Source organism: Nostoc sp. KVJ3 (assembly GCF_026127265.1).
GTDB lineage: Bacteria > Cyanobacteriota > Cyanobacteriia > Cyanobacteriales > Nostocaceae > Nostoc.
In genome coordinates this window covers 515,557-528,409 of record NZ_WWFG01000001.1, presented here as the reverse complement: position 1 = coordinate 528,409, position 12,853 = coordinate 515,557, and the positions used below count along the sequence as shown (strand labels likewise).

General features: G+C 37.3%; 6 protein-coding genes. 4 read left to right on the top strand and 2 right to left on the bottom strand.

Translation table 11 applies throughout. The features are described from left to right. The first annotated feature begins 658 nt into the window (after window positions 1–658). The 3 genes from GTQ43_RS02240 (at window position 659) to GTQ43_RS02230 (ending at window position 4,154) form a co-directional block, all read left to right on the top strand. A complete protein-coding gene (locus tag GTQ43_RS02240) occupies window positions 659–2,233 on the top strand; it encodes a glycosyltransferase family 39 protein (RefSeq protein WP_265270294.1) in 1,575 nt (524 codons plus the stop codon). 185 nt (window positions 2,234–2,418) lie between these two features. After that, the gene (locus GTQ43_RS02235) at window positions 2,419–3,447 is read left to right on the top strand and encodes a glycosyltransferase (RefSeq protein WP_265270292.1); all 1,029 of its coding nucleotides are present in this window, start codon (window positions 2,419–2,421) and stop codon (window positions 3,445–3,447) included. Further along, complete coding sequence (locus GTQ43_RS02230) at window positions 3,444–4,154, top strand: class I SAM-dependent methyltransferase (RefSeq protein WP_265270290.1); 711 nt, start codon at window positions 3,444–3,446, stop codon at window positions 4,152–4,154. Before GTQ43_RS02235 ends, GTQ43_RS02230 begins: the two co-directional genes overlap by 4 nt. Window positions 4,155–4,440: 286 nt before the next feature. Here the strand turns inward: GTQ43_RS02230 and GTQ43_RS02225 are convergent, their stop codons facing one another. Both GTQ43_RS02225 and GTQ43_RS02220 read right to left on the bottom strand, forming a co-directional pair. Continuing rightward, a complete protein-coding gene (locus GTQ43_RS02225; protein WP_265270288.1) occupies window positions 4,441–5,544 on the bottom strand; it encodes a PepSY-associated TM helix domain-containing protein in 1,104 nt (367 codons plus the stop codon). Between the two features lie 290 nt (window positions 5,545–5,834). Next, window positions 5,835–8,477 (bottom strand): TonB-dependent siderophore receptor, encoded by a 2,643-nt coding sequence (locus GTQ43_RS02220; protein ID WP_265270286.1) that lies wholly within the window; start codon window positions 8,475–8,477, stop codon window positions 5,835–5,837. Window positions 8,478–9,314: 837 nt separating this feature from the next. Here GTQ43_RS02220 and GTQ43_RS02215 point away from each other — a divergent pair. Further along, window positions 9,315–12,818, top strand: a complete 3,504-nt coding sequence (locus GTQ43_RS02215; protein WP_321162368.1) for a condensation domain-containing protein — start codon at window positions 9,315–9,317, stop codon at window positions 12,816–12,818. The last annotated feature ends 35 nt before the right edge of the window (window positions 12,819–12,853 follow it).

Here is a 12,853-nt window from a genome sequence, read left to right as displayed (position 1 = left end):
AAGCCACAAGATAGTTAGCCTCTTAAGCAAATGTGTTAAAATTAATACAGATAGAAGATAAATTTCATTAGAGAAAATGCCCTTATAGCCAACATTACAAGCTTCGGACAGATATTAACTAATTCAACTATTGGTAAGATTATATACTAAAAATGACTTGAAAGTTCCTTGGTAGATAGCAGGAAAATTAGAACTATACCTTTTAAGGTGAGTAAAAATTTTGTTCAATAAATTCCTCTTTAAGTTCTTAGTTCTGTATTTGTTGTATTTATATTGGTTAAATAAAATACTTTTATAGTGCAGATAACACTGAGTAAAAACAAGAGTTTTTATGAGTCACCTTGAAAGGGCTAGTCCTGTATAGGTTACTGATACTAAGATTTAGCAATATATCAAACCAGCAGAAAAACAACAATATATAAAAAACTGATGCTCAAACTTTTATTGATAATAATTATCTATTAATTACTAGTTGCTTAAAGGAATCTATTCCATTAGACTAAGCATAACTAATTGAAAAAAACTCTCAATAAAATCTTGGTTTTATATTTGCAATAACACTCAGTACTTTGCAAAAAATCTCGTTTTTTGAGTTATCTGTACGTTAACTTTCAAGAAACACGAGCTGAAACCACTTTTTTTTGCATCAAAAAAACTTATGAATATTGTAGATTTTTCAGTGTTGTTAATATGCTGTTTAAGTTTTGGATTTAGCTGTATTGAATCAAGTGTTAATCTGGATAGCCTTCATTGGGGATTTATGTATGTACAAGCCCTCGATCTAAAAAGAGGCTTAATTCCTTATCAAGAAACATTCACGATTTATGGAATTCTGACAAGCTGGATTCAAAGTCTTTCTCTAACTTTATTTGGAGAAAGGATGATATCTATAGGTATAGCTACTGGTATATTTTATTCTGTAAGTATTTTTTTGTCATATCAAATATTTTTAAAAATCCTGCCTAAATATTTTGCTTATTTTTCAACTCTTTTGATTTTTCTTTTGCATACCTATATTATCTATCCATGGTCAAATTACTACTCATATACATTTTTATTATTATCAATACTGCTCTTATTCGCTGTAAAAAAAGATATTAGCAATATGTTTTTTTCTGGATTCTTTTTAGGATTATCTTTATTATGTAGATACTCATCAGTTCAAGCAATATTACCTCCTTTCTTGTTATTTTTTGTTTACGAAACTCTTTTAAAAAGAAATAGCAAAAAAGCTAATTTATCAAATATTTTGTTTTTTAGTTTAGGATTTTCAATTCCGATATTGTTATTTTTATTCTTTTTGATCTACTACGGTGTCTTAGACGACTTCTTCATTCAAAATAAAATTATATTGTTAGAGGCGGATCAGGGAGTTACTGTATTAACATTTATACCGACACTATTAAACTCGATTATTACATCTGGAGGAGAGAATCCTGTAGGAGGTAATCCTGACTCAAGAATATTTTCTTTTACAATTATTTTCTTTTGGAATCTTGTAACACTATTATATTTTCTATTCCAGCAATTATTTTTAAAGAAAATTTTAACTAAAAATGAAGTTATTGTGATGGCACTTTGTGTAATAACCCTTTTTGGATACTTAAATTCAATTCATATTTATGAAGTGTTTAGATTAGCCAATAGTTCATCTCTTGGTATTGGAGTTATCATTTATAGCGTTGTTAAAATATTGCCCCGTCTTGGTCGCAAGATTAAAATAGTTATGATATTACCATTAATTTCTATTTGTTTTATTTGGGCTAATAGTCTTATTTTTTCACAAACCAGTTCTGTTTACTTTCCCTGGAAATTAGATACATTGATGGGGAAAGGAGTTATTTCAAATGAAGTTAGCATTTTTAGAGGAAAAATTTTAAGCCAAAAATACTATCAGTTCTATCATGAAATTTTTAACGAGATATCAAAGTTTGACAATTCATACTACATAGTGAATTATACATTGGACTCTGTTGCTATGACAATTAATAATTTACCAAAGGTTCAAATATCATCATATTATATTCTCTTAATCGAACAGGCATATCCTGAAGAAGCAAAAAAAATTCAGCAAGTAATTAATACAAAAAAAGCTATCATTCTCTCAAATAAAGATATTCACATAGCTGGGTACAAAGTTATTTTTAGTAAGCCTTGGTCTTTTGCTGAAGTACCATGGATGGGTCATGATAAATCTATATATATTAGTGTTCCAGAAAAAACAGAAATGTAAGTTATCTATAATCAAAACCGCTTTTATCCTGGTAAAATAAATCAAACTCTTCCTTTTATTAATTTTATTTTTCTGTGAATTTATCAAAAGTCGAGAAATTGAATTAAGTTTGGCAAGAAAGCTAGGGTCTTTTATTTTTATTTAAAATATTTTAGATTCAGCTATACTCACAAAAGCTAATATATATGCTAAGATTGGCTCAAAAACATGAATTTTTTCGTCATAAACAGTTACTCAATAATAACTTAAAAAATCGGAGAAATTTAGTAATTGTCATTCCTTCATTTAATGACTGGCTGGCATTAGAAAAGCTTTTACAACTCATTGATAATATTTCTCTTCCTGAAGGAACTTATATAGAAGTTGTTATTGTTGATGATTTTTCAACAATATCTATTCCTGAATCATTGAATCATCAAGAACATCATCACATTCAAGCGGTTAACATCCTTCGACTTCGCCGCAACGTTGGTCATCAGCGAGCTATAGCAGTTGGTTTGTGCTATGTATATAAGAACTTTAACTGCGATTTTGTTGTTGTGATGGACGGTGATGGAGAAGACAATCCCTTTGAGATAGAGCATCTCCTGAATATATCAGATCAAACAGGTAACAATAAAATAATATTTGCTCGACGTAGTAAGCGCTCTGAAAATTGTACGTTTAAGTTTTTCTATTTCATTTACAAAAATCTTTATAAACTTCTAGTGGGAACTGAAATTAGCGTCGGTAATTTCAGTTTATTACCAGCTTCTTTAGTAAAAAATGTAGTAGTAATATCAGAAATTTGGAATCATTACTCATCAGGAATTTATCGTTCTCGAATTCCCTATCTTGAAGTAAATGTACCTCGCGCAAAACGACTAGCTGGACAACCTAAAATGAATTTAGTCTCGCTTGTAACTCATGGTTTGAGTTCTATTGCAGTGAACGGAGATATTGTCGGAACTAAACTATTATTAATTATTATAATTTTATTAATTCTTTGTTTACTAATCTTATGTTCAGTTTTTATAATTAGAGTTTCTACAGATTGGGCAATACCAGGTTGGGCTACCTACGTTTGTAGTTTTTTAATTCTTTTTCTAGTACAACTTATTTTAACTGGAACTGTTTTTAGTATGATAATTCTATCATCACGCAATCATTACAATTTTATTCCAGTTCGTGACTATAAATATTATGTTGATGCCTTTTTTCAATTAAAGCCATGAGTTACTTCACATATATTGGGACAGAGTTAGTTCTGTTTGCACAAGCTACGAATTGGAAAAACTATGTAAGAATCTTACTAAAAGAATACATTAAAGGTGATGTCTTAGAAGTTGGGGCAGGAATAGGAACCAATACGCATTTACTTTGTCATTCTGATTATAGAACTTGGTTATGTTTAGAGCCAGATACTATGCTTTTAAATTCTCTAAAATACTCGATTAATATAAATGGTATAACTAACTGTTCTGTCCTTAACGGAACAATTGATTTATTGAACAAAGAGCAACTATTTGATTCAATTCTATATATAGATGTTTTAGAGCATATTGACAATGATAAAGAAGAAGTTATAAAAGCTTTTCAACATCTCAAGATTAATGGAAACTTAATTATTTTAAGTCCAGCCCACCAATGGTTATTTACTCCTTTTGATTCAGCCGTTGGTCATTACCATCGCTACAGTACATCAACACTAAAGGCGGTCTTACCAGATGATATAGAAATCATCAAGCTTGGCTATTTAGATTGCATAGGTTTACTAGCTAGTTTGGGTAACAAACTTATTCTTAAACAAAGTCAAGCGACCATAAAACAAATTACTATTTGGGATAAATTTATGGTTCCTCTATCCAGAATATTTGACAAAATATTAGGATACAGATTCGGAAAGTCTATTCTTCTCATTGGAAGAAAAAAGTTTTTGTGAAAGATATCAAAATTTTCTCTTAGGCTCTGATTGATATTCTTGTTAGTAAGTAGGTTGGCACAATAAAACCAAACTATATAAATAAAGATAAACTGGGCTAAAACCCTTTTGCTTTTTGCCACTTTCTTTATTTCAACTACAAATACCGTTAACTATAAAAAAATATATGGAAAGTATGAGTTATTTTTGAATTAAGCTTATGCATTATCCTTCAAAAAGATTTATGAGATTTTTGACTGCTTTTTCCGGTCAATTAAGTTTGACGGTTATTTGATAGTTCTATTACCTAATTGTGGCGGACAGATTTTTCCTGGTAGCGATGTCGGTACATGACAAAGCCAGTGATAAATAAAATCAAGGGTGAAAAGCCAACAAACACGTAGAGAATTCGGGTGGATAAACCACCAAATGTACCGTAGTGCAGGGGACTAAAGGAATTGAGGATGCGATCGCCTAATGACACCTTTAAAGAACTACTCACTTGTAGAACCTTACCGCTGTATTGGTCAAGAGAAACATCGCTATAGTCTTCCTTTAGCTTAAAGCTAAACGCTAAGATTTCTTCTGGTTGACCTGGAAAGTAAATTCTCGACAGCGATGCATCTGGTAAAGCAGCTTGAGCCGTTTTTAATTGGTCTGTAAGTCCTAGTGGAGACTTTCCCGCAATGGGAACAGATACCAGATTGGGTTGCGGCTTGCTGAAGGTAATAGCATAGATTATGGGGTTAACAAACTCAGAGAAATTCCAGCAAAACCCCGTAAAAAATGTAAATATTAGAAATACTACTGTAATAAAGCCAGCAACTTTGTGAATATCAAAGTTAACTCGCTTGGGATGGGCATTCCACTTAATTTTGAAGCCGGAAATTAACCTGCGCCAACCTGGCCAGAGGAGAATACCTGTAATGCTCAAGACGGTGATCAATAACCCAATAACGCCAACAAACTTAAGTCCAATGTCACCCCCTAAAAGGGCATAGTGCAGTGGATAGATAACGTCAAAAAACATCTTTTGGATTAAGCTTGTCTTCGAGTTGAGAATTGCTCCTGTATATGGGTTAACGTAGATTGGGAGCCAGTCAATTTCCTTTGTTTTCAGGATGACAGTCATCGACTCATTGGGCTTTGTGGGTAGGTAAAACCTCTGGAATTTTACACCTAGTTGATCGGCATATATCTTTTTGACATTGTTTAACACAACCTCAACTGGTAGTTGTTTTCCTTGAGGTGTAATGATACCAGATTGGAGGTGCTGATCAAAGTTGTCAATTTCTGAGTGGAAGACCAATAAACTACCAGTCAAGCCGACAATAATTGCAATTAATCCCACCGCTAAACCAATGTAGCGGTGCAGAGTAAATACGAAGTTACGTAGTTTTTTATAGTTCATAACTATACGCTTCTTTGCACAACTTCAGGTTTGATTTTTACTCCTTTCAATTCCTCCGATGTATTGCTACGGTGTACACACAAGTCGAGTTGGGAATCAAATGGACAGAAAAGAACGGAAAATTATTTTTAAAATCTTTAATTTGCCATTGTACCTATATCAATAATCTGACACTATTGATAATCAACTCGATCAATTCAAAACCTTGTCTAATAAGGCTTATATCCTAGCAGGCAAGAGTTTTAGGACTTGTGCATACACGCCTTTACAAGGGGAGGGAAAGGGCGGGGTCAAAAACTCACTGAAATTGTGCCCTGAAGTGTAAACGGTGCTTGGGGGAAGATTAGGTAGCCGTTTGTTTCGGAATAATTGGTATTGAAAATGTTCTTAAAGTTGAGCGCCGCTCGCCAGCGATCGCGTTTGTAAGAGATCGAAGCATCGGTTCTGACATAGGAAGGAAGGGTATAGGGATCATCTGACTGATTAGCAATGCGCGAGCCTACAAAAAACAACCCCGCACCAAACTGTAATCCTTGCAAATCACCGCGTTGAATTTCGTAGGTTGTCCACAGACTAGCGCCATGATAGGGTGCATTTGCAAAACGCTGACCTATGATTGTGGAATCAGTATCTTCGCTGACATAGGCATCATTTAAATAACCAGAAGCTATCACTTTCCAACCAGGTGAAATCTGTCCGGCAATATCTAGTTCGATACCTCGACTTTTAACCTCTCCAACGGGAATTGAATAATTCGGATTTTGAGGATCTACGGTAGCAATGTTGGTTTTGGTAATGTCATAGGCGGCTAACGTTGCGGAAAGTCGTTTATCAAAAAGTTCAGCTTTAACGCCCACCTCATACTGTGTACTGTGAGAAGGATCTATGAACGAACCGTTTACTCTCTGGGCATCGTTTGGTTCAAACGACTTACTGTAACTGGCATACAGCGAGATCGGTTCTATCGGTTGATAAACAATCCCCACACGCGGGGAAAAGGCTTCATCGTAAAAAACGGTAGAAACGGCGTTGTTGTTGATAAAGTCGTATCTGCCACCTAGAAGCAATTTCAGATTTGGCAGTAATGTCACTTGGTCTTGTAGATAAATTCCCTCCGTATTCTGGACTGAAGCTGGCCCAGCAGTATCTAAAACATATGGAGGAAGCGAGCTATTAATCGGATTAAAAATGTCTATTGAAGGAAACTCATCATTAGTTAAGCTTATGCCTATATTCCGACTAGTCGCTCGATTCAATTCAAACCCAAACAGCAGTTGGTGAGCGATAGAACCCGTTTTGAATTTACCAATCAAATCTGTTTGCAGCGTTAAACTATCGTTATAACTTACACCCCCCCCTAAACTACGGTCTAAAGTTCGACCATCTGCGTCTACGTCACTATAAAAATTAGCATATGCACCATCTAAGTACTCAAATCGCCCAGTAAATCCACTCCTCAGTCGTAAATTATCACTTAACTGTTGGTCTAGTGTTACATTGAAACGATGCACTTGAATAATTTGATAATCATTAGTGTCGCCCAAATTACGATTTCTGGGCAAGTTAGAAAAGGCGGGAAAAGGCGAAAAGCCTCGGTCGAACCCAAGCTTTGCATCAAGATATTCATAGGCGAAGTTTAGGGTTGTCGCATCACTAATCTTGTAAGTGAAAGCTGGAGATATAAAGAAAATTCTATTGTCAATGAAATCCCGATAACTGCGAGAATCTTCATTGGAAATATTCAACCGATACAACAATCGTTTGTCTCCAGTCAGTGGCCCTGACAGATCGAGTGTAGGCTTGTAAAAATCGTAGCTGCCCACGGTAAACTCAGCTGAATAGTAGGGTTCGTTCAAGGGTTGTTTTGTGATGTAATTTACTATACCTCCCGGTGCAGCCTGCCCGTACAACACTGATGCTGGGCCTTTCAACACTTCCACTCGGTCAATATTCGCACCATCAGTAAAGAAAGGCGCAGTTATAAATCCATCTCTTAATACATTACTTGTAAAACCGCGCAGGTTAACATCGCCAATGAGGTTGCCATAGCCTGATTGGATTGCTGCACCAGAGACATTGCGAACAGCATCTGAAATCCGCGTGATTCCCTGATCCTTGATCACTTGTTGGGGAATCACCTGAATGGACTGAGGAATATCGCGCAGTGGAGTGTCGGTTCTGGTTCCAGTTGATGCTTCCGGTGCACTATATCCATCTTGTTCACCCGTCACTACTATTTCAATCGGCTCATTACTCGGCGCAGAAGGTTGATTTGGCTCAGTTTGTCTTGGTTCAGGCTTTTGTGGGGTTTGCGTTTGTTGTCCCTGCGACGTGGAAGAAGCTGTACTAGCCACACTAAAAATCAAACCCTCGTCAGGACTGTCAAACAACTCTACAGCAGGTACACTCGCATCACCAATCACCGTTACTCGGATAGTATTGGCATCAAAGTTTGTCACCGTGATTTCGTTAATCCCTGCAACTGGCCGTTCCGAGCGAAATGTGAATGCATCGCCATTAGCTAGACGTAGTTGGGCGTTGGGAATGTCAGTGATAAAATTATTGCCCGAACTGCGATTTACCAGTTGTAATTTTTCACCAAGGGAAGTCTGTAAAATTACTTCCACACCCTTAGCAGTGGGATTAGCCTTAACTGAACTCACCGGGACGATTTTTGTTGCATCCCCTTGACTGAGTTGTGGCGCTTGTCGAAGTATCTCTGCACTTTTGGCAGGATGTACTAGTTCACTGATTCGCTGAATCTCTTTGATGGGTTCGACGGTGAATGATTGATTGGAATTAGCATCTGTTGGAGTTGATTTCGGATGCTCTGATACACCTATCCCTACTTCTTCACTTCTGGCAGTAGTTGCGATCAAGACATTCAAAGAGCTTGTTAATAACAGGTAGGGAAGCAATTTTTTCAGTTTCATTCCAATTCAGATCCTCACGGTCGACTAGTGCGTTAGAGCTTAATAGAAAAGTTTTTCACTTTAAATCTGAAATTAAACTATTTTAGTCATAAAGTAAAGTGAGAATCTCTCGCAAGATATTTGAGACTCTTTATCAATTTTTCAGTGAATAGAATTTCCTGTGGGACACTGTGTGAACGCGGCGACACAAACATTCGTGTAGTGTCTCCTTCAGGAAAAGGGTAGTTTGCGGAGGTGGATTAAAAAAATCCAGGTTTTGAAGTACCTTGTCTCTGTTATGGTCTGTATTCTGCCCGGTTAAAAACTGGTAACTTGCTGCGTGCGATCGCCTACCGGAAATCAGCTTAATCTAGGACTAGCCCTTTCAAGGTGGGTAAAAATTTTGCTTAAAAAATCCCTTTATTATCTCTTATCTCTGTGTCGCACCAGTTGCTACAAGTCGGGGAACCGCAAGGGCGCACTGGCTTCTCTATGCCTCTGCGGTTAAATAAATTACTCTTAAACCGCAGAGGCGCAGAGAACACGGAGAGAAAAAAGAAATTTTTCGAGTCACCTTGAAAGGCTAGTCCTATAATCTCAGGAAAATAGGGGCATTTTCCAAAAAATCTAATGCTTACGACTAAAATCTATAAGTATTAACTATCAATTGCTAGTTGCATAAAGTGATGCTCTCCTCTAAAGTAAGCAAAGTAGTTGCAAAAAGATATCAATAAAGTTTTTAGAAATTATTCAAGTAATATTTGCAATAGCATCTAGTAGAGAGCGTCATTACGAATTATTTTTTGAGTATGTCGCAGCAGTTTTTAAGCAAAAGTGTATTTAGGTCTGGAAAGTCAAATGGCTATACAAATCAAGGACTTTAAAGAAATTGATCGTAACTTGACGGTTGTTGATCTTCTGCATCAAAGAAGCTTGACGCAGCCAGATACAATTGCTTTCACCTTCCTTGAAGATGGAGAAACTCAACAATCAACACTGACTTATCAACAACTCCATCGGCGCTCTTGGGCGATCGCATCTCAACTACAAGCTTTAAACTTAAATGGGGAACGAGCCTTATTACTCTATCCACCTGGACTAGATTACTTAACTGCTTTTTTTGGTTGTCTGTACGCTGGAGTGGTTGCAGTTCCGGCTTATCCACCTCGCAATCAACGCAAAACACCCAGGATAAGCGCAATTACGACAGATGCACAACCTAGCATTGCTCTGACTACAACAGCGATGCTGCCGACATTGCAATCCATATTGGCACAACAAACAAACCTAGAAAGACTTAAGTGGTTGACTACAGACGATATAGCACCAGGTCTAGAAGATGGTTGGCAACAACCTAAAATCAATCCAGATACCTTAGCTTTTCTGCAATATACATCAGGTTCTACAGGAACACCAAAGGGAGTCATGCTCAGTCACGGCAATTTGCTCCACAACGCCGCCATGACTTACCAAATTATGGAACATTCTCCTAGTAGTAAATTTGTTTCCTGGCTACCTGTTTATCATGATATGGGGTTGATTGGTGGCATTTTACAACCTTTGTATGGGGGATTTCCTTGCATCTTGATGTCCCCAACGGCTTTTTTACAACGACCTTATCGCTGGTTGCAAGCAATTTCTCACTACAAAGGTACTACTAGTGGTAGTCCTAACTTTGCTTATGAATTGTGCATTCAAAAGATTACCCCTGAACAAAAACAAACCCTTGATTTAAGTAGTTGGAGTGTTGCTTTTAATGGGGCTGAACCCATCCGCCAAGATACATTAGAACGGTTTGCAGATGCTTTTGCAGAGTGTGGCTTTCGTCCTGAAGCATTTTACCCCTGTTACGGGATGGCAGAAGCAACCCTAATGATTTCTGGCGGGATTAAGAAAGTTTCACCTCCTTGTAAAACAGTTGTAAAGTCGGCACTTTCTAGAAACCAGGTTGTTGAAGCAAATACTGAGAGCGAAGATATTCAAAGTTTTGTAGGTTGTGGTCAAACTTTACCACAACAACAAATTGCGATCGCACACCCAGATACTCTTACCCGTTGTCAACCTGACGAAGTTGGAGAAATTTGGGTATCAGGCCCTAGTGTTGGACAAGGTTATTGGCATCGCCAAGAAGAGACAGAGCAAATATTCCACGCCTATCTTCAGGATACAGCATCAGGGCCATTTTTACGGACTGGTGACTTAGGCTTTTTGCACAATGGAGAACTCTTCATTACAGGTAGAGCCAAAGATTTGATTATCATCAGAGGTCGTAATCTTTACCCACAAGACATTGAACTAACTACAGAACGCAGTCATTCATCATTGCGGTTAGGTAGCTGTGCAGCTTTTGCAGTAGAAGTTGCCCATGAAGAACGGCTAGTAGTGGTACAGGAACTGGAGTTTCGCGCCAAACCCAATTTTGAAGAAGTTACTGCCACAATTCGTCAGGCGATCGCAGAAGTATATGATGTGCAAGTATATGCAGTAGTACTAATCAAACCAGGTAGTATTCCCAAGACTTCTAGCGGCAAAATTCAACGCCGAGCAACAAAAGCTAATTTTTTGGCTAACAAGCTGGAAGTTATCAGCCAAAGTATTTTGGATAGTGCAGATGACCTTGAGAATGAAACGAATCTGAGTCGTGAAGCAATTATGGCAACAGCACCAGATGCACGCCTACCATTGCTGATATCTTACTTACAAAAACAAATTGCTCAGATATTAAAAGTTGCAGTTTCCCAAGTGAAGCCAGAACAATCACTAAATACCTTGGGACTAGATTCCTTAATAGTCTTCGATTTAAAAAATCGCATTCAGGTAGACTTTGGGGTAACAATATCCATCGAAGATTTTTTCCAAGATGTTAGTGTACTTCTGCTGGCAATGCAAATACTTCCTCAATTAACAACGACAAAACCTTCAGAACCACCGTTACAGCCAATTCCTCGGAATCAAGAACTACCCCTATGTCTGTCCCAAGAACGTTTATGGTTCCTTAACCAATTAGAACCTCATAACCCCTTCTACAATGTTCCCATTGCAGTATGTTTAACTGGAAAGCTGCATCGGGCAATATTAGAACAAAGTCTTAACGAAGTTGTGCAGCGTCATGAAGCCTTGCGAACTAGCTTTTCAGATGTCAAAGGGCGACCAGTTCAGGTGATTACCCCAAATGTGAAGTTGACACTACCAGTTTGGGAATTACCAGAAGCAACTGTGGATGAAGCTTTGCATGTCGCCACCGAGTTAGCGCAAAAACCCTTTGATTTATCACAGCCGCCACTACTGCGAGTTCAACTTCTGTATCTAAAACCAGAGGAGCATATATTGCTCTTGACCATGCACCACATTATTGCGGATGGTTGGTCTATTGGTATTCTAATTCAAGAACTAGCAGAGGTTTACCAAGCTATTTCTCATAGCTTACCTTTAACACTTCCTGAACTTCCTATCCAGTACGCAGACTTTGCTGATTGGCAGAGAAAATGGCTGCAAGGAGGGATTCTTCATGCTCAACTTGATTACTGGAAACAGCAGTTAAGCGGTAATCTATCAGTACTGCAACTGACTACAGACAGACCACGACCAACTATACAAACCTTCACTGGGAAAAAGCAATTTCTAGCATTTCCTAAAGCTCTAAGTGAAGCAGTAAAAGAATTAAATCAGCGAGAGGGTGTTACTCAATTTATGACACTCATCGCAGTATTTAAGACGTTATTATATTGCTATACAAACCAACAAGAAATTTTAGTTGGTTCGCCTGTTGCAGGTCGCACTAGAGCAGAAACTCAAGGGCTAATAGGATTTTTTATCAATACCCTCGTGCTGCGTACCAATTTATCGGGTAATCCGAGTTTTCGGACGTTGTTAGCGCGAGTCCGCGAAGTGGCTTTGGGCGCTTACGCTCATCAAGAATTGCCCTTTGAAAAGTTAGTTGAAGAATTACAACCGGAGAGGGACTTAAGCCACAATCCGCTTTTCCAAGTGATGTTTATTCTGCAAAATGCTCCCATTCCATCTATAGAGCTTCCAGAGCTAACTCTACATCCTTTAGAGGTTGATAGCGGCACATCCAAGTTTGATTTGAAATTTAGCATTTGGGAAAGTATAGAAGGTTTTAAAGGTTCATTGGAGTACAAAACAGAATTGTTTGATGCCATCACTATTACGCGAATGATTAAAGATTTTGAAATACTTCTATGCAACATTATTGAACAACCAGACATCAGACTGAATGAGTTAGCTGAAATTCTCATTATCTCTGATAAAGAACAACAGCAAATTAAAGAACAAGAACTTGAATGCACTTCCTTAGAAAAGCTTAAAATGACTAAACGCAAGTCTATTTCCATAGCATAAAAATACCAAAATACAAATTTAAAACTATTGGAGTA